At 68.1% G+C, this 17872-nt stretch carries 20 protein-coding genes and 1 pseudogene; 10 read left to right on the forward strand and 11 right to left on the reverse strand.

Translation table 11 applies throughout. From position 1 onward, the window contains the following. Position 1: 1 nt before the first annotated feature. Complete coding sequence (locus tag ACWD6P_RS02885) at positions 2-775, forward strand: ABC transporter ATP-binding protein (protein ID WP_451442196.1); 774 nt, start codon at positions 2-4, stop codon at positions 773-775. Positions 776-822: 47 nt separating this feature from the next. Continuing rightward, the gene (locus tag ACWD6P_RS02890; RefSeq protein WP_451442197.1) at positions 823-1833 is read left to right on the forward strand and encodes an ABC transporter substrate-binding protein; all 1011 of its coding nucleotides are present in this window, start codon (positions 823-825) and stop codon (positions 1831-1833) included. Between the two features lie 342 nt (positions 1834-2175). On the opposite strand, the gene ACWD6P_RS02895 is transcribed toward ACWD6P_RS02890, so the two are convergent. The 5 genes from ACWD6P_RS02895 to ACWD6P_RS02915 all read right to left on the reverse strand — a co-directional run bounded on the left by ACWD6P_RS02895 (position 2176) and on the right by ACWD6P_RS02915 (position 7243). Continuing rightward, entirely contained in the window at positions 2176-2637 is a 462-nt protein-coding gene (locus ACWD6P_RS02895) for a hypothetical protein (protein ID WP_451442198.1), read from the reverse strand. Between the two features lie 419 nt (positions 2638-3056). Beyond that, positions 3057-3845 carry an ATP nucleotide 3'-pyrophosphokinase gene (locus ACWD6P_RS02900; RefSeq protein ID WP_451442199.1) on the reverse strand — a complete coding sequence of 263 codons (789 nt, stop codon included), beginning with the start codon at positions 3843-3845 and terminating at the stop codon, positions 3057-3059. Positions 3846-4467: 622 nt separating this feature from the next. Beyond that, positions 4468-5205, reverse strand: a complete 738-nt coding sequence (locus tag ACWD6P_RS02905; RefSeq protein ID WP_451442200.1) for a VOC family protein — start codon at positions 5203-5205, stop codon at positions 4468-4470. Positions 5206-5607: 402 nt separating this feature from the next. Beyond that, the gene (locus tag ACWD6P_RS02910) at positions 5608-6180 is read right to left on the reverse strand and encodes a hypothetical protein (RefSeq protein ID WP_451442201.1); all 573 of its coding nucleotides are present in this window, start codon (positions 6178-6180) and stop codon (positions 5608-5610) included. 250 nt (positions 6181-6430) lie between these two features. After that, complete coding sequence (locus ACWD6P_RS02915; protein WP_451442202.1) at positions 6431-7243, reverse strand: phytanoyl-CoA dioxygenase family protein; 813 nt, start codon at positions 7241-7243, stop codon at positions 6431-6433. 347 nt (positions 7244-7590) lie between these two features. Between ACWD6P_RS02915 and ACWD6P_RS02920 the strand changes: the two genes are divergently transcribed. Beyond that, positions 7591-8208, forward strand: a complete 618-nt coding sequence (locus tag ACWD6P_RS02920) for a flavin reductase family protein (RefSeq protein WP_451442203.1) — start codon at positions 7591-7593, stop codon at positions 8206-8208. Positions 8209-8673: 465 nt separating this feature from the next. Then, positions 8674-9501: an endonuclease/exonuclease/phosphatase family protein gene (locus ACWD6P_RS02925; protein ID WP_451442269.1), complete on the forward strand. Its 828-nt coding sequence runs from the start codon at positions 8674-8676 to the stop codon at positions 9499-9501. 83 nt (positions 9502-9584) lie between these two features. On the opposite strand, the gene ACWD6P_RS02930 is transcribed toward ACWD6P_RS02925, so the two are convergent. From ACWD6P_RS02930 to ACWD6P_RS02940, 3 genes are all read right to left on the reverse strand, one after another. Continuing rightward, positions 9585-9854, reverse strand: a complete 270-nt coding sequence (locus tag ACWD6P_RS02930; RefSeq protein ID WP_451442204.1) for a DUF2277 domain-containing protein — start codon at positions 9852-9854, stop codon at positions 9585-9587. Positions 9855-10004: 150 nt separating this feature from the next. Next, positions 10005-10718: an alpha-ketoglutarate-dependent dioxygenase AlkB family protein gene (locus ACWD6P_RS02935; protein WP_451442205.1), complete on the reverse strand. Its 714-nt coding sequence runs from the start codon at positions 10716-10718 to the stop codon at positions 10005-10007. 180 nt (positions 10719-10898) lie between these two features. Further along, positions 10899-12068, reverse strand: a complete 1170-nt coding sequence (locus ACWD6P_RS02940) for a PQQ-dependent sugar dehydrogenase (RefSeq protein ID WP_451442206.1) — start codon at positions 12066-12068, stop codon at positions 10899-10901. 626 nt (positions 12069-12694) lie between these two features. On the opposite strand from ACWD6P_RS02940, the pseudogene pqqA reads away from it, so the two are divergent. The 5 genes and pseudogenes from pqqA to pqqE all read left to right on the forward strand — a co-directional run. Then, positions 12695-12769: pseudogene (pqqA, locus tag ACWD6P_RS02945) on the forward strand (pyrroloquinoline quinone precursor peptide PqqA); the annotation flags it as partial. Positions 12770-12858: 89 nt separating this feature from the next. Beyond that, on the forward strand, positions 12859-13005 hold the full coding sequence (locus ACWD6P_RS02950) for a hypothetical protein (protein WP_451442207.1): 147 nt from the start codon (positions 12859-12861) through the stop codon (positions 13003-13005). Further along, positions 13002-13679 carry a pyrroloquinoline-quinone synthase PqqC gene (pqqC, locus tag ACWD6P_RS02955; RefSeq protein ID WP_451442208.1) on the forward strand — a complete coding sequence of 226 codons (678 nt, stop codon included), beginning with the start codon at positions 13002-13004 and terminating at the stop codon, positions 13677-13679. The genes ACWD6P_RS02950 and pqqC overlap by 4 nt, the downstream gene beginning before the upstream one ends. Further along, a complete protein-coding gene (pqqD, locus tag ACWD6P_RS02960) occupies positions 13676-13933 on the forward strand; it encodes a pyrroloquinoline quinone biosynthesis peptide chaperone PqqD (RefSeq protein ID WP_451442209.1) in 258 nt (85 codons plus the stop codon). Before pqqC ends, pqqD begins: the two co-directional genes overlap by 4 nt. A gap of 173 nt (positions 13934-14106) precedes the next feature. Continuing rightward, entirely contained in the window at positions 14107-15186 is a 1080-nt protein-coding gene (gene pqqE / locus ACWD6P_RS02965) for a pyrroloquinoline quinone biosynthesis protein PqqE (RefSeq protein WP_451442270.1), read from the forward strand. 143 nt (positions 15187-15329) lie between these two features. On the opposite strand, the gene ACWD6P_RS02970 is transcribed toward pqqE, so the two are convergent. Then, positions 15330-15494: a hypothetical protein gene (locus tag ACWD6P_RS02970; RefSeq protein ID WP_451442210.1), complete on the reverse strand. Its 165-nt coding sequence runs from the start codon at positions 15492-15494 to the stop codon at positions 15330-15332. Between the two features lie 787 nt (positions 15495-16281). Between ACWD6P_RS02970 and ACWD6P_RS02975 the strand changes: the two genes are divergently transcribed. Further along, complete coding sequence (locus tag ACWD6P_RS02975; protein WP_451442211.1) at positions 16282-16512, forward strand: DUF6296 family protein; 231 nt, start codon at positions 16282-16284, stop codon at positions 16510-16512. Between the two features lie 178 nt (positions 16513-16690). Here ACWD6P_RS02975 and ACWD6P_RS02980 read toward each other — a convergent pair whose 3' ends face one another. After that, positions 16691-17005, reverse strand: a complete 315-nt coding sequence (locus ACWD6P_RS02980) for a hypothetical protein (protein ID WP_451442212.1) — start codon at positions 17003-17005, stop codon at positions 16691-16693. Positions 17006-17147: 142 nt separating this feature from the next. Next, positions 17148-17843 carry an aspartate/glutamate racemase family protein gene (locus tag ACWD6P_RS02985; protein WP_451442271.1) on the reverse strand — a complete coding sequence of 232 codons (696 nt, stop codon included), beginning with the start codon at positions 17841-17843 and terminating at the stop codon, positions 17148-17150. Positions 17844-17872 lie beyond the last annotated feature (29 nt).

Consider the following 17872-nt stretch of genomic DNA (forward strand, 5'->3'; position numbering starts at 1 on the left):
GATGGACCTGAGGATCGACGAACTCTCCGTGGTGACAGACGGCAAGAGCCTGGTACGCGACCTGTCCTTGGAGGTGGAGAGCGGCCAGGTGGTGGGCCTCGTCGGCCCGAACGGAAGCGGGAAGTCCACCGCTCTTCGGTGCGTGTACCGCGCACTGCGCCCCAGCACCGGCACCGTCTGGGTCGGCGAGGACGACCTCTCCCGGATGGCGATGCGCCGCAGTGCGCAAGTCATCGCGGCCATGACCCAGGACGGCGCCGTCGAGCTCGACTTCACGGTCGAGGAGGTCATCGCCCTCGGACGCGCGCCTCATCTGCGGGGTAACCAGGCACTCGGCCGCCGGGAGCGGGACCTGTGTGAGCGGGCGATGGACCAGCTCGACATCCGCCACCTCGCCCGCCGCGGAGTCCTCACCCTGTCGGGAGGGGAACGCCAACGCGTCCTGCTCGCCCGCGCCCTCGTCCAGGAGCCGCAGATCCTGGTGCTGGACGAGCCGACCAACCACCTCGACGTACGCCACCAGGTCGAGTTGCTCTCGCTCCTGCGCGGCGCGGGACTCACCGTCCTCGTCGTGCTGCACGACCTCAACCTCGCCGCAGCCGCCTGTGACCGGCTCGGCGTGCTCTCCCAAGGCCGCTTGGTGACCGCGGGTACGCCCGAGGAGGTCCTCACCACGGAACTCGTCGATGACGTCTTCGGCGTCAAGGCCAGCGTCATCTCGCACCCGCTGACGGGCGACCCCCAGCTGTTGTATTCGCTCAACCCATCCCTGTGAAAGCTCATCCCTGTGAAGCTCATCCCTGTGAAAGGCAGCATCACGTCATGCGCATAACCCGATCTCCCCGTTCGGTGCGGCAACGCGCCGCTCTCGGAACCGCGCTCGCCGGCACGCTGCTGCTCAGCGGCTGCGGCGCCGACGTTGAATCGGACGCCAAGGCGTCCGACAAGGTCACCGTCAAGAGGTGCGGTGAACCCGTCGAGTACACGACCCCGAAGCGAGCCGTCGCCTACGAAGGCGGCAGCGCGGACAAGCTGTTCAGCCTCGGCCTCACCAAGCATGTGCACGGCTACGTCATGCCGCCGGCGAACCCGCCCGTGAGCGAGTCCCCGTGGGCTTCCGAGTACGCCAAGGTGAAGATGCTCAGCGACGACCTCCTCAACAAGGAACTCGTCGTGGAAGCCAAGGCCGACTTCGTCGTCGCGGGCTGGAACTCCGGCTTCAAGGACGAGCGGGGCATCACCCCGAAGATCCTGGACAAGCTCGGCATCCAGAGCTTCATGCACACCGAAAGCTGCTTCAACTACCCCAAGTACCCCGAGAAGGTCACCCCGTTCGAGGCGCTCTACACCGACCTGGAGCGGCTGGGCAAGATCTTCAAGGTCGAGGACAAGGCGGACAAGGTCGTCGGCGGACTGAAGAAGCGGGTGGAAGCGGTCAAGGCCAAGGCGCCGAAGGGCAGCCGGGTGCCCGTCTTCCTCTACGACTCAGGCACCGACCAGCCCTTCACCGCGGGCAGCCAGGTCCCGCCCAACGACATCATCAAGGCCGCAGGCGGAAGGAACATCTTCGACGGCCTCGACCAGCGGTGGACCCAGGTGAACTGGGAGGCCGTCACCAAGGCCGAGCCCGAGGTCATCATCATCTTCGACTACGGCGACCAGCCCGCGAAGAAGAAGATCGACTTCCTGAAGAAGTCGCCCCACACGAAGGAACTGCCCGCGGTCAAGAAGAACAACTTCTTCATCCTCGACTACAACGAGGGCATCAGCGGGCCGCGCAACATCGACGGCCTGGAGAAGTTCGGCAAGTACCTGCGCGAACTGAAGAGCTGAGCGAGCCGCACCAGGTCCGGGGCCGTGTCGGAACGGATATGGCCCCGGACTCGGTGCGCTGCACTGTGCTGCACTGTGCTGCGCTGCAAGCACGCCGTGGCCATGCCCGACCACACCGAGCGGAACCCCTCGGACAGCGTCAGCGCGAGGTGATCGTCGAGCGGTACGCCGCCCGGCGCGCCGAGCTGACGGAGATCACCGGCGGCCCTCGTCGACCGAGGAATCCCGGTCGTACCCTCTGAAGGCGCACCGGTGAATCGCGCAACACCGGGCGACTCGAGCTGTCCGGTCATGCTTGTCGCCTGCCCCAACTGCCCCAACGTTGCTTTGCCGGTGAACCGGTTAAGGACCGACCGACAGCAGGTGAGCGAGCCGGTCCAGCCCTCCCCTGATCAGCTGCCCGTACTCGTCGTCACCCAGTTCGCCGACCGCGGCACGTCCGCGCGCGAGGTGATCGCGGGCACGGTCGAGGTCGCCGAGCCTCCGGTAGACGTCCCCAAGGTTGAGGTGCAGAGACGGATAGAAAACCGCGACCGAGCCGTCGACACCCCCCTGCCGCGCCCGCTCGTCCGATATCAGGTCCGCAGCCTCCAACGCCCGTAAGTCCCAGACCAGTTCCTCGCGCGGATCGTCCTGGACATCGGCCATCGAGTGGGCGAGCACGCAGCGATGGAACGCGTCGCCGGTGGCGCCGATCGCGTCCCAGATGCCGGCGAACAAGCGCTGGGCCACCTCCCGTTCGCCGCTGTGGCTCAGCTCGATACCACGGCCGATCTCGGCCATCACCGGGTCGGGCTCGGTCATGCGGGTCCCCCTCGTCAGCACGGACAGCACCGTTCACGAGCGTAGGGGGCGCGGCCCCGCGGCCCGCCCCTGAGCGGGCCGGCATCCCAAACGCCGCGCGACGGGCGCAGGTCCCGTCCGCGCACGCGCCGGGGCGCTGAACCGGCGACCCCAGGGAACCCCGTGATGACCGTCCTGTCCGCGCACGCGCCTGGGCGCTTGGGGCGTATGCCGCCAGGTGGTCGTGGAGGTTGCGGGTTGCAGGTCGAGGCGACTTGACCGCCGCAGGTATGGCGGGGCCTCGAAGTCCTCCCAGATGGCGGGGGGGGGCTGATGTGGGCGCGGTGTCGTTGCCGGCTCCTGTGCTCAGTGTGCTCGGTGCCCATCTCGCCTTAAAGCCCGCCTTCACCTGCTTCGAGGCCCTGCGCTGGGTGAGCGGATCAATGACGGGAGGCGGTGACAGGTACGCGGGGAGCGGTCAGACGGTCGGCACCGGGCGGGACGGGAACCATTGCGAAGATCGCGTCCTGCTGTTCCTGGAGTTCCTTGGCGCGCTCGGGTGTGGTGGTGGGCAGCCGCTGCTCCTCGTACAGCTTGTGCGTCTCCTCCTGTGCCCACTTGCTCGTCGGCGTGTGGAACTGGATCTCGAACGGATGTCCGGAACCCGGCGCGCGCCAGCCGGTGTTGAGACCCTTGTAGCCCTTCCCGCTGCCCCAGCGGTTCGTCCACTTGGTGCTGTCGTTGCCCCAGGCCGCGAGAGTGTGCGAGGCGATGGTGACACCGGCGCTGTAGCGGTGGTCGGGCCACTGGAGGGTGTAGCGCACCGAGTCGCTGATCCTCGCCAGGGCCTCGCCGACGTTCTGGCCCGGGTTCTCCTTCATCGAGGTGGCGACCTTGCGCTTGAGCGAATCCGGGGACTTCAGGCGGCGGTCGAAGCTGATGACCTCAGCGGCGCTGAGTACCGCGGCCGCCCGCACCTGCGGGCTGATGGACCGCTCCGCCTTCTTGGCCTGCTCCAGATAGGCGTCCACGCGTGTGTTGTCCGCCGGGCTCAACGACAGCCCGCCCTCACCCTGCCAACCTCCGCCCTCGGTGCCCGGCCGGGCACTGGGGTGGACCGTGTTGTCCTGCGCTGACGCGGCCTGCGTCCCCGTCGCCAGGCCCAGTCCCACAATGGCGCTCAGGGTGAGCGCGGTGACGGCCCGGAACGCCCTGGCTGTGATCCTCATCGTCTGCAGGGTTCCTTCCTGGATGCGGCACCCATACGGCATACGGCTGCCATGTGATCTGGAAGAGATCCTGGCTTCTCCAGGGCGGAGGTATGCCTCGCCCGGCGCGGAGTGGACTGATTGCGACGCTATTTAGCCCAGCTGGTGGCCGAGATCTCGCGTGGCCCGTTCCGGCGGAAGGCCCTGAAGTGACCAGAGACATGCCGGTTCGGGCGCCCGCTCGGCGTGTGCCATTCCTCGCAGACGAGCGGTCGCGCGGCATGGATTTGCGGACGGTGACCCGCGGGCCGGGCTCTGCGGGCGCATGGGGTTCCCCGAGAGCTCCGAGAACCGCTGGACGGCCCGCACTCCGCTCCCGTCGAGTGTGAATCGGCAGCAGCGGTTCGATGCGACCCCCAGGTCATCCGTCACCAGCCACGCTGACCCCTTTCACGTCCCCGCGGCTTCTCCAACGAGGCGGCAGGCAACGAGACATGGGCACGCCAAGCGAAGCTGCTGGCTCCTCTTCAGGGCTCTCCTGCCGTATGCGTGGGTCAGGCTGTCGTGAGTTGGCGGCCGGGGAGGGCGGGGCCCGGCGCCGCGCACTGCCGCACCGCCATGAGGGCGCGGACGGAGTTCCGCGTCAGCCCCGGCCGAGGACGCAGAACTCGTTGCCCGCCGGGTCGGCCAGGACGACCCAGGAGACGTCACCCTGACCCACGTCGGCCCGTGTCGCGCCGAGGCCTTCGAGCCGGGCGACCTCCGTCGCCTGATCCTCGACGGGGTCCGACATCACGTCGAGATGGATGCGGTTCGATACGACCTCGTCGTCGGGCGTGCGGCGGAACTCCAGATACGGCCCGACGCCCTTGACGGAGCGCAGCAGGGCACGGTCGTCGGTCAGCTCGTGGACGGTCCAGTCGATCGCCTCGCCCCAGAACCGGACCATGGCCCGCGGGTCGGCGCAGCCGACGACCACGGCGGCTATCGGCCCGGTGTCCCGGTAGAGCTCCCGGGGCTCCAGGACGCGGAACACATTGCCTTCCGGGTCGGCCATCACCGTCCACGGCGCGTCGCCCTGGCCCACATCGGCCGGCGTCGCCCCGAGCTCCTTCAGCCGTTCGACCAACTCCGCCTGATGGGCGTCGGAGGTGGTGGCGAGCTCGATGTGCACGTGGTACTTCACCGTCTCCGGGTCCGGGACGCGGACGAGATCGATGCAGACGGCGGACGGGTCCGGCCAGTCGAAGCCCACGGGTTCCAGGTTGGTGACGCCGGGCCCTTCGCTGGAAACACCCCAGCCGAGCGCCTCCGCCCAGAACTGTCCGAGCGCCGAGTCGTCCCGGGCCTTGAAGTTCACCTGAACAAGTTGCAGCGTCATGCCGCACACCTTAGGTGATCTCCCATCGGGCAGGTGTACGAATTCAGGCTCTCCTGCTGCATGTACGGCTCGGGCGATTGCGAGTCGGCGGCCGGGGAGGGGGGTTTGTCTCCGGCGAGGGTGAGCGTGACGAGGGCGGTGATCGCGTCGGCGGAGTGGAAGCCGAAGCCTCGTCGGATGACCGGCGGGTCTTGGTGTGGGTCTCGGTGTGGGTCTTGGTGTTCGTCGACTTGACCAGCCCGTCGGACATGCCGGTGGTCAGCGCGGTGCGGATGGCATCGCAGTGCCGCACGATCTTGCGCTGGAGGTCGACGAAGGCGTCGATCCCGCAGTGTCATCCCGCGCGAATCGCGCCTACCTACGCCGACGAGGCGTCCCGTGCACCGCCCCCGAGAAGTCCGGTCAAGTCCGCAACCGCAAGGTGAGCATTGGCCCTGGCACTCCTTTCAACACAACACACTCGCTGCCACAGATCACGGATGACCTGGGCGCGACGGCGTCCGGGCAGTCCGTGTTGATCGTGCTGTGGCGGGCTGCCCTCAGAATGCGGTGTTCGCCATGCGTCACCGACGCGGCGAGGGCGTCGTAGAGCCGCAGCCGCTGCTTGCCCGCGTACAGTTGCCGCAGCTTCTTCGGGGGCGTGATCACACGCATGCCGGGATCGACGCCCCTTGCCGTCACCGCGATCAGCGGCGTATCAGGCACTGGGCCGCCGGCCCTGAGCTCGTCGAGCCATTCCGGCTGGTTGCTGCGCTCCAACGCACCCGCCCGCTGCGCCGCCACGGTGAGGTGGTGCGCGACCAGAAGCTGGCGTATCTCGCGAGTCCACGACGCGAACATCCGCCGATACATGCCCCGCGACAGCAAACACACCAGCAGCAGTGCCACCGTCCCCTGGACCTTCTGAGGGCGCAGCCGCGGCATGTAGCTCTCCCAGCGCTCGACAATGCCATCGAGGTGCCATCGAAGTGCCATCGAGGTAGAGCACGCCCGCCGCCTCCTCAGGGGACAACTGCACGAAGCGGCGGGTGTAGGCACGGCCGAGGGAGTGCGCGACCAGCACGTAGGGGCCCGGCACAGACGCGGCGCGCAGCAGTTCCCTCGGTTCGACGGCGTCCTCGGCCAGGGTGTGCGGCAGATCGACAGGGTATGGCGTGGCGCTGCCGGACGTGCCGCTGCCCGGGCACTGGTCCTCCGCCCAGTTCCAGGAACGGACAAAGCGTGGCTACCCGGCGCTGCAGTCGGTGCCGTCCCCGTCCGGACCGGGGGTGTTCTGTCCCAGGCCCCGACGGATCGCGATCTCCACGGGTGAGTACGCACCGTCGGCCCGCTCCAGTTCGTACGGCGCGGCCGGCATCAGCGGCGGCTGGGCCATGAAACGCGGCCGCACCCCATGGTGCGGTTGCGCCGCGTGCACCAGGAACGGATGGCACAGGAAGACGTCGCCCGGGGACCCGGTGGCGAGGGCGAGTGGCCGGTGGTCGGACGCCGCCACCAGGTCGGGCGCAAGGGCTAGCCCGCTCGCCCCGTCCTCCCCGTACTTCTCCAGCACCTTCGGCACATCGAGGTGTGAGCCGACCCGGATCCGGGTCGGGGCGTCCTCCTCACCGACCTCGCTGAACAGGAACAGCATCAGCAGCGCCCGGCCCCGGGAACGCAGATTGGTGAAGTACCAGCTCTCGCCCTCCGGCAGATAGCTCCCCTCGATGTGCCAGCCCGCGTCGTCCGGCTCCTCCTCGTGCGGGAAGCGCAGCGGGAACGTGCCCAGCGAGTAGCGCGGCTCCCAGCGTCCCGCGCCGACGAGCAGGTCGTACGCGCGGTGCAGGGTCGGGGAGTTGGGTGCGGCGGCGAACGGCCCCTGCGCCATGCCGGCCACCCAGTGCACGGGCTGCGTCCACGTCGCTGGATCGTCCGGGTCGCAGCCCGTCTCTCGCCACAGCAGCCGTGCGCAGTCCGCGGCCACGCGCGGTGCGACGGCGCCCTCCAACTTCACGAAGCCGTCGCGGAGGAATCGGGATATCAAGGTCGTGTCATCCATGCCCCCATCGTGCGGCGACACCGTTCCCGATCACCCGACATTCGCCGCACCGTCTTTGTCGGGTGATCACCGAGCCCCCTCTTGCCTCTCTGAGACCGGAAGCAAATCGATGAGGTCTTCGAGATCCCGCGGCTGGCGGTCGACGCCGACTTCGAGGCCGAAGCGGTCGGAGGAGATGCGCAGGTAGGCGACGGGGTGCTTGGGGGCGTGTGACGCCAGGTGGTCGTGGAGGTTGCAGGATGGCTCGGTGGCTCCCGGTGCCGGGCACTTTCTGCCGAACTCAGGGGTTTGGTGGTGCCGTGGATCCGCTGTGTGATCCGCGGTCGTCCTCCTGGATACTGATCACCATGCGCATCGACTTTGATCCCGCTGACATGACCCGCAACGAGTTCTACAAGCTGCTGACCTCGACGGTGGTCCCGCGGCCGATTGCCTGGGTCGCCACTACTTCTGCAGATGGGACGCACAACCTCGCCCCGCACTCCTTCTTCTCGATTGCGAGTGTTGCGCCGCCCGTTGTGCAGTTCAGTTCCGTCGGGCGCAAGGATACTCTGCGCAATATTGAAGCAACCGGGCAATTCGTGGTGAACCTCGCGCCGGAGGAACTCTTTGAGCAGATCAATGACACGGGTACCGACTTTCCGCATGGAGTGAGTGAATTCGAGGCGGCTGGGATCGATTCCGAGCCGAGTTTGCGGGTCAAGCCGTTGCGGGTGGCGGCTTCGCCGGTGGCGTTGGAGTGCGAGGTGCACACCACGGTCGGGATCGGGGACTCCACCGTCGTCTTCGGTCGGGTGGTGCATGCGGTGGTGTCGCAGGACGTGATGGTCGAGGGGCACCCGGAGATTTCCAAGCTGAAGCCGTTGTCGCGGCTGGGTAAGGACGAGTGGGCCACGGTCGGTGGCGTACGGGAGATCTCTCGTATCCGGCATGCGGACTGGCAGGGGCCAGCCGGCGACCGCTAGCGGGAGGGGCGCGGGAGGAGCGGGGAGGAACTGTGGGGGATCTGGGATCTGGGACCTGGGGTCTGGGAGGGCCTGGGCCTGACGGGGTCGGGTGTGCGTCCCGGCCATGTGTGCGTCCCGGCCATGTGTGCGTCCCGGTCGTGTGTGAGTCCTGGGCGTGTGTCCCTGGTGGTTCCAAGGGTTCCGAGTAGGTTCCAAGCGGGTTCCTTTGTGGGCTACTTCCGGATTGTTGCGGTGTTCGAGACTCTGTCGGGGTTGGGGCCGGGCCGGTGGTTTGGCTCGTGAGGTGTCTGGCCGTGAGGGATGGCCGGCCGGTCGGGGTCGGCTGACTGAGTGACGGGAGTCGCTGTGACGGGTCTCGCTGTGACGGGTTTCGCTTCCGCTTCGGATGAGTCCGCTGAGTCTGCGCCGTTCAACCGGCGGTTTGCCCTGCGGGCGGTGGCTGCTACCGCGGTTGCCGGTCCGATGGTGTCTGCGGCGTACGGGTCGGGGACCGCGTACGCCGCAGACGGCGGGCGGGCACTGCGGGTGATGACCTTCAATCTGCGGTACGCCTCGGACACCCGGCCGAACTCCTGGGCCGAGCGCAGACCCGTGATGCGGTCGCTTTTGCGTCATGAGGCGCCGCAGCTGCTCGGTACCCAGGAGGGGCTGTACGGGCAGCTGCGCGATATCGCCGAGGACCTGGGGCCGCAGTACGACTGGGTGGGGACGGGGCGGGGTGGCGGGAGCAAGGATGAGTTCGCGGCGATTTTCTATGATGTACGGCGGCTCGTTCCCGTCGAGTACGACCATTTCTGGCTTTCCGACACGCCCTATCTGATCGCTTCGGCGACCTGGGGAAACACCGTTATCCGCATGGCGACCTGGGTGCGTTTCCGGGACCTGCGTACGGGGCGCGAGTTCTATGCGCTCAATACGCATCTCGATCATCTGAATCAGTATTCGCGGGAGCGGTCCGCCGGTCTGATCACGGAACGGCTCGGCGGACTGGATCCCGCGCTGCCCCGGATCGTGACGGGTGACTTCAATGTCGCGGCGCACAAGAATCCCGTGTACGAGGCGATGCTCAATGGGGGGACGCTCGTCGACAGCTGGGACGCGGCCGATGAGCGCAGCACGCAGTACGCGACCTTTCACGGATACCGGCCCTTGGTGCGGGACGGGGACCGGATCGACTGGATCCTCACCTCGCCGAGGGTGCGTACGCGGCGGGCAACGATCAATACCTACTCCGCGCACGGTCAGTTTCCAAGCGATCACCTACCGGTGCAGGCGTTGGTGGAGTGGTGAGGACGGTTTCGCCGTCCCGGTCTCGCGAGGGCGTGAGGGCGTGAGTGTTTCGCGAGGGGTTCTGCTAGCGCTTGATGGCTTGATCACTTGATCGCTTGAGGGCCGCGATGGTCTTGTTGCTGAGGGGTGGGGCGCTGGTGGGCGGTGGAACCGCGGATCTGCAGACCGTCGAGGAGTTTCTGGGTCGCGGCCGCCACAGCGTCCACGGCGTCATCGAACACCTCGCGGTTGTGTGCGGCGGGGGCGCGGAATCCGGAGACCTTGCGGACGTACTGCAGGGCCGCGGCCCGGATGTCCTCGTCGGTGACCTCGGGGGTGGTGGGCGGACGGAGAGTCTTGATACTGCGGCACATGAATCCAGTGTGCCTCGCGGCACTGACACTGGCCGTTGGAGCTGAGGCTGCCCGTGACGCCGGCCGGCATCGATCGAAGACCCGTAACGCTGGCATCGCATCGGTGCATGAGGTGCCGGTGGCCGGTGCTGTCCCTCCGTCGAGGTCGAGCTATCCGTCGAGGCCGGTGACCCGCATGGTGATGTTGAGGCGGCCGCTGCTCAGACCGGTTGCCGGGTCGCCGGTGCCGGGGCGGACCTTCGGCACCCCGTGGTACGCGAAGCGGGACGGCCCGCCGAAGACGAAGAGATCGCCCGAGGCCAGCTCGATATCGGTGTACGGCTTGGTGCGGGTCTCGGTATTGCCGAACCGGAAGACGCAGCTGTCGCCGATGCTGAGGGAGACCACCGGCGCGCTGGAGCGCTCCTCCTTGTCCTGGTGCATACCGAGCTTCGCCTGGCCGTCGTAGAAGTTGATCAGCGCGGTGTCCGGCGTGTAGGCGTCACCGGCGGTGGCGTCCTGGTACGCCTCGACCAGCGCGCGTCGGCCCAACTCGACCATCCAGTACGGGAATTCGGCGACCCGGGCGCCGTTCACATCGTCGGCGGTGCGGGTGTACGCGTACGGCTGCCAGTGCCAGCCGATGCACACCGTCTGGACGGACATCACGCCGCCGCGCGGCAGCCGGGTGTGGCGGATGGGGGCCGGGCCGCGTGCCCAGCCACGGCAGGCGGTGACCAGCTCACGCTGCTGGGCCAGGGAAAGCCAGCCGGGGACATGCACGGCGCCGGGGGCGAGTTCCCGGCGACCTGGGCCCGTACGGGCGGCGCGGACCCGTTCTTCAGGCTCCCCGCAGTCCTCGAAACCGGGAAGTGGCGTGCTCATCTGCTCCTGACCTGCCTGTCCCTCGCGCTACGGCTCTGTCGCGCTTCCCTCTCCAGCGTGCCATGACGGGTGTCGTTGGTCATCGGTCGCCGGTGGCGTCGGCCGCCCGGTAAGCCTCCCGGTAAGTCTGCGGCTGCGGGGACGTCGCGGCTGGCGGACCAGCACCTGCTTGATCAGCAGCTACGTCAGGTCGATCTGGAACACCTTGTCCGAGCCGGGCCCGCCGTCCCCGTTGTTGTCGGCATTGGTGGTGGTCAGCCACAGGGACTGCGTGCCGGGGACGGACTCGACCGTACGCAGTCGGCCGTAGTCGTTGGTGTAGTACGCCTTGGGGGTGCCGGCATTCGTCCCGTCGACGGGGATGCGCCACAGACGCTCGCCGCGCAGCGCCGCCATGTAGATCGCCCCGTCGGCGTAGGCGACCGCGCTGGGTGAGGCCTCCGCGACCGGCCACTGCCGCTTCGGGTTCGTCATCCCGGCCGTGGAGCACTCACCCTCGCACGTGGGCCAGCCGTAGTTCTTGCCGGGCTCGATGAGGTTCAGTTCGTCGTACTTGGTGTTGCCCAACTCGCCTTCCCACAGGCGGCCTTGGGAATCCCAGGTGATGCCCTGCGGGTTGCGGTGGCCGTAGGAGTACACCAGTGAGCCGAAGGGGTTGTCGGGGGCCGGTTCGCCGTCCGGGGTCATCCGGAGGATCTTGCCGTTGAGCGACTTCGTGTCCTGTGCGAGGTCGGGGGCCTGAGCGTCGCCGGTGGTCGCGTAGAGATAGCCGTCGGGGCCGAACTTGATGCGCCCGCCGTTGTGGTACCTGTTCTTCTCGATGCCGTCCACCAGCACCTTGTAGTCGCCGAGCGTGTTGCCGTCGAAGGTCAGGCGAGCGATGCGGTTGCCTTCGGAGGCGGTGTGCATCACATAGACATGGTGGTCGGTCTTCCAGGTCGGTGATACGGCGATGCTCAGTAGTCCGCCCTCGCCGCCCGTGGTGACGACCTCGGGGACCTCGTCGACCTCCCGCTTGGTGCCGTCCTGGGCGAGTGTGAAGACCTTGAACGAGTCGCGTTCGGTGATCAGGGCCGAGCCGTCGGGCAGCCAGCTCAGGCCCCAGGGTATGGACCAGCCCGATGACACGGTCTTGGGAGTGCCGGGCTCAGTGGCGAGTGCGGTGCTGTCGGCGGCAGCGCCCGAACCGGCGGACGAGATGAGGAGCCCGGTGGCCAGGACGGTGGCGATGGCTGCGGTGAGCGTGGTGTGGCGTGTGGATCGGGTGTGGCGTGTGGATCGGGTGCGGCGTGTGGATCGGGTGTGGGGTGTGGATCGGGTGTGGTGCGCGGCTCTGGTGCGCGTGCGCATGGGAGGTCCTCCGGTCAGGGATGTGCGGTGGGGGCGTTCCCTCGGGGGCGAACATCGGCGGCGCCAGGCTGACAGGCTGATAGGAAAGTTTCCTGTTGGTTCAGGGCGTCCGGAAAGTACTGCGCTTCAGGAGTGGGGTCAAGGGAGGGAGTCGAGGGAGCGAGTCATGGGATGGGTAGGTGGGAGCTATATCCCTTTGTGGGGAGGCGAGTTGATGTCAAAAGATCTCTGGCGTGAGGGTGCGTTCTGTAGATAGCCCTAATGAGCAGCGGAGTTGCAGTTGCTGAGGCGCTTGGGGCGATACGAAAGGACCCAAGGGGTTGGACCAATATTTCGTCCTGCCCTTGACCGTGACCCGGCGGCTGAGGATTCTGCACTGCAGCAAGGGGTGTTGCCCCGCTGGTTTCCTCGACCCGCCTCGCAGACACACACTTCCACGCCCCGTCCCCCTACGAAAGGCTGGAATCGGCATGAATTCCCGCATCAATGAGGTCGCTGTGCGTACGGCCGCCGTGAGCGAGCCCATCGCGGATGACGTCACGGAAAAGGGCGCTGGGATCGCCGTCGAGCCGTGGAACTCGGGCACCTCCCGGCCCGCCGCCGCCCCACGCCTCGAACCGGCCGACGCCTGGCAGACTCCGGGCTACACGGTCATCGAGACCGCACTCGAAGTCACCGCTTATGCGCTGGCCAACCGCTGAGCGCCCCGCCGTGCTGCAGCAGGTGCTCGGCGCCGCACCTCGATGACATCCTCATCCTCAAGCCTTATGTAGCCCTGGAATGGCGAGAGTTGGGCCTGGCGACCGTATCGCGGAGCAGGGGATCCGGCGTCGAGATCAGCGCCATCCCGCTCGTCGTCCCCACCGCGCCACAGCACGAGCAGCTGGCGGAGCTGGGGCTCGCGGTGGACGCGGAAGGCATGGAGATCGCGCTATGAGCACGCCGTTAGAGGAGCGGCTGCGGGGCGTGACGCGCGACAGCTACCACGATCGCCATCCCTTCAACGTCCGTATGCATCAGGGGGAGTTGACGCCCGAGGAGCTGCGTCGCTGGATCCGCAACCGGTTCCACTACCAGCGCCATATCCCCGTCAAGGACGCCCTGATCATGGCGAAGCTGCACACCCCGGAACTGCGCCGAATGTGGGTGCGCCGGATCCAGGACCATGACGGGCGGCAGGACGGCGAGGGCGGTATCGAGCGCTGGCTGCGGCTCGGCGAGGCGGCCGGGCTCGACCGGTCGCTGCTGATGGACGAGTCCGGTGTGCTGCCGGGCGTGCGGCTCGCCGTCGACGGCTATGTCAACTTCTGTCGGCTGCGGTCGCCGCTCGAGGCGGTCGCGGCCTCGCTCACGGAACTGTCCGCCCCGGACATCATGCGCACCCGCATCGACGCGTTCGAGAAGCACTACCGCTGGATCAAAGCCGAAGGTCTGCACTACTTCCGCGGCCGGCAGAGCCAGGGGCGACGGGACAGCAAGGAGGCGCTGGCGCTGGTCCTGGAGTGGGCACGCACGGAGGCCGAGCAGGACCTGGCGGTCGCCGCGCTGACGTTCAAATGCCAGGTGCTGTGGGCGCTGCTGGACGCGGTCGAGAGAGGTGAGGGGCCGTGACCCGTTGGTGCCCGGCGCTGGCGCCCGGCGTTCATCTCCGTCACGACCGGGTACGCGACACCGATCTGCTGCTCCTCCCCGAACGCGTCGTGGTGCTGGAAGGGGGCGCGGGGGCGGTACTGAGGCTGTGCGACGGACGGCGCGACGTTGCGGACATCGTGGCGGAGCTGAGCCGCCGCTATCCGGGCGCGCCGGTGGCAGTGGAAGTGCCGGAATTCCTCGGGCGGATACGGGAGGAGGGGTGGCTGCGGTGATCAGAGCGTCCGAGCAGGAGCAGGAGCAGGAGGGGCAGGAGGAGGAGCAGGGGCAGGGGAGCGGGCAGGGGCCTGGGCCTGGGCCTGGGGAGAGGTCAGGAGGAAGGGCGGAGGCAGGGCCTCCGCCGCCCCGCCCCTGGGCTCTGCTCGCCGAACTCACCCACAGCTGCCCGCTGCACTGCCCGTATTGCTCCAATCCGCTCCAACTCACCAACAAAGCAGAGGAGTTGACGACAGGGCAGTGGGTGGATGTGTTCCGCCAGGCTGCCGATATCGGAGTGGTCAGTGCACACCTCTCCGGTGGCGAACCGCTGCTGCGCCCCGACCTCGATGCGATCGTCGCGGCGGCCGACGGGGCCGGGATCCACACCCAGCTCATCACCAGCGGCGTCGGCCTCAGCCGGGTACGGCTCGGCCGGCTGGTCGGCGCGGGACTGCGGAGCGTGCAGCTCTCCGTCCAGCACGCGGAGCCGAAAACCTCGGATCTGATCGCCGGACGCCGTTCCTTCGACGCCAAGGAACGGGCCGCGACCCTGGTCCGCGAGGCAGGACTGCCGCTCGGCCTCAACGTCGTACTCCACCGCCACAACCTCGATGCGCTGGACGCGCTGATCGACCTCGGCGCGGCCTGGGGCGCGGACCGCATAGAACTCGCCAACACCCAGTTCTACGGCTGGGCGTTACGCAACCGGGCCGAGCTGCTGCCCTCCCGTGAACAGCTCGCCCGCGCACAGCAGACCATGGAGCGCCGACGGGCGGAGCTCGCCGGCACCCTCGAACTGGTCTGGGTTGTCCCTGACTACTTCGACGGCAATGCAAAGCCCTGTATGGGCGGTTGGGGTGCGGTCTCGCTCACGGTCGCTCCCGACGGAACGGCCTTGCCTTGCCCGGCAGCCGCGTCGATTCCCGGCCTCGACACCCCCAATGTCCGAGATCACCGCCTCGAATGGATCTGGGACCGCTCCCCGGCCTTCACCCGCTACCGGGGCACGGAGTGGATGCGCGAGCCCTGCCGCAGCTGTGACCTGCGCGAAAAGGACTTCGGCGGCTGCCGGTGCCAGGCCTTCGCGCTCACCGGGGACGCCGCGGCCACTGACCCCGCCTGCCGCCTGTCGCCGGACCATGCTCTCGTACGCGATGTGGTGGACGCCCAGCCCCAGCAGTCCGCCACCGGACTCGGCCGACCGCGCAGGCCCACGCACCGCGCCACACGACCGGACGGAAACGGGACGGCTGAGGGGGCGAGGGGCTGAGCGCGAAGTATCGAGGGGGTGAGCATGGAGCATGGAGGCGCTGGGGCTGGGGCTGGGGCAGGGGCCGGGGCTGAGGCTGGGGCTGCGCGGCGGATTCGACGGTGCACCAGGTGGAGAGGGCGGGGCGGGTGACGGGGCGTCCGTTATGCCGCCTCGACGACCTCCGTGACTTCGGAGCGCACCGCCAGGGTCCAGATCTCCAGCAGCACCGCATACTCGGCCATGTCCTGTGCCGTCCACGCCAGTCCGCGCCGGGCACGCACAAACCGCCGAATCGATTCGTTCGCCTCGGCGGCAGGAACAGGCACGCCCGTATGGGCGGGAGGAGTTGGGGACATATGAGCAATGTTAGGGGCAGACACTGACAACGCCTCCCCGCGTGCATCGCCCGTGAGGCCACACTTCACGCCCCGGCCGGTGTCTCGACGTCACCTCAACTTCCTGACCAGCAAGGACTGCCGATCCCTTCTGCTTCCTCGCCGTCCGCATGTGTCCATTTCCACACGCTCTGCGTACGTCCCTACCCGGCCGTAGCGCGGGCGGACGGTACTCGGACTCGAGCCCGTCTCCCACCCGGGACCGATCTGAGCAGCACCCGGTCCGGCTCGCTGCAGGGTGTTAACCCGATCGGATGATGTCTCTGCTGCCGGCCGCCACTCATTGCGGCGGGTCCCTGGTGCCGCATGCCCGGCCCGTCGGTTCCTTCGTCCCGCCGTTGTCAGTGGTGACCCGTACGGTGGTTCCGTAACTATCCGAGCTGCTGGCGCTCCTCGGATCCGCCCCGCTCCCGTGACAGCGCACGGGGGCGGGGCACCGACCGTTCCGATTGAGGAGGGGTGGTAGGACCTGCTGGATGATGCGCTTGGTGAAGGCCGAGACGGTCGGGGCGGCCGAGGCAGTCGGGCAGGGCGGCGGCTCGCTTTCGGGCACCTCGGAAGGGGTCGGCTTGGCCGGTAAGCGGTCCTTTTCATGCCCTCCTGAGGCGCGGTGGGCGGCAGTGGGCGACGATGGAAGAGCCGAGGTGCAGCGGCGCGCGTGCCGCGCCGGCGGAGAGCGGCGCCCGGAGCACCTGCCGAGCCGTGTCGGGAGGCCCCGATGGATTACCCGGAACGCTATGAGCTGGTATTTCAAGCGTCCGCCGTGGAGGACGACGTGGTGATCGTCCGGCGTACCGAGCGTGCGGGAGCGGGCGGGTATCCGGTCTACGAAGATGAGTCGGGGATCGTGCGCGCGGAGATCAGCGACCGTGGAGAGGTCCGCATGCTGGCCAGCGGGGGGCACCAGGTACTGAGCACGCCGCTGCTGGCACGGCCGCTCATCCCGTGAGCCTGCTGCTCGCTCCTGAGGCGGTCGGTGGGCATCAGCCCGTTCGTCCCTTCATCCCTTCGTCCCAGAGGGTGAGGCGCTTCGTGCTCTTCGTGCTCTTCGCGCTCTGCGCTGATCACGCTGTGTCGTTGGTCGCTTGCGGACCGCTGCCGCCGCTGCTTCGGCCGTCGGAGTGCGATCACAGTCCGCGTAGGTGGGTCCGCCGTTGAGCCTTCCGTTGACGGTCGCGGTCGGGTTCGGGGTCGGCGGCGGGGCCAGGGGCAGTGGCATCGGCGTCGGCCTCGATGGCTTCGCCGGCTTCGCTCGTAGCGCCCGTGTCGCGGATATCGGCGGCCTCGTCGGGGCCGGACTCGGCCTCGCTGCCGGGTTCGCGGGCGGACTGCGGCTTGGGAACGGTGAGCTCCCCACCGAGCACGGCCATGGCGCGTTCGAGTGTCTCCCCGGTGATCTGCATCCGGATCCTGGCCAGTCGTTCTAACTCGGTACGCGACACCACGTCAGCGTACCTGTCGCTGGTTCAAACCTCGGCGTGACCCAAAAATGAATGGGCCGCGAAGAGTTGGCGGTCGTCGCACGGGTCACCGGGGGGAGGGGGAAGGGGGAGGGGCGGCAAGAGGTCGGGTGGCGTTGCGGGTTCAGCTGGCGGCGAGAGCTTGGGTGACGGCCGCTTCGGCGTGGAGCCGGGTGGTTGGGAAGATGGGGACCGGGCTGTGTTCGGGGCCGATGAGCAGCTCGATCTCGGTACAGCCCAGGATGATGCCTTCGGCCCCGGCGGCGACGAGGTCCCTGATGACGGACATGAAGGACGCGCGAGACTCCTCGCGGACGATGCCGCGGCACAGCTCTTCGTAAATCACCTGGTGGACGGTGCTTCGCCCAGCGGCATCCGGGACCAGTACGTCCAGGCCGTGGCTTTCCAGGCGACCGCGGTAGAAGTCCTGCTCCATGGTGAAGGCCGTGCCCAGCAGCCCGACGCGGCGCAGTCCGTCGCTGCGTACGGCATCAGCGGTGGTGTCGGCGAGATGCAGCAGGGGGATGGTGACCGCGGCGGACACCTGGTCGGCGACTTTGTGCATGGTGTTGGTGCAGATCAGCAGCATGTCCGCGCCGGCCGCCTCCAGGGAGCGGGCAGCCTCGGAGAGTATCTCGGCGGCCTGCTCCCATTGCCCTGCGACCTGCAGCCGTTCGATCTCCGCGAAGTCCACGGAGTAGAGCACACAGCGCGAGGAGTGCAGGCCGCCCAGACGCTCGCGCGTCAGCTCGTTCAGCAGCCGGTAGTACTCCGCGGTGGACTCCCAGCTCATGCCTCCGAGCAGGCCAATTGTTCGCATCATCGGGTCACTCTCGCACATGGGTGGCG

Source organism: Streptomyces sp. NPDC002446, from assembly GCF_053595675.1.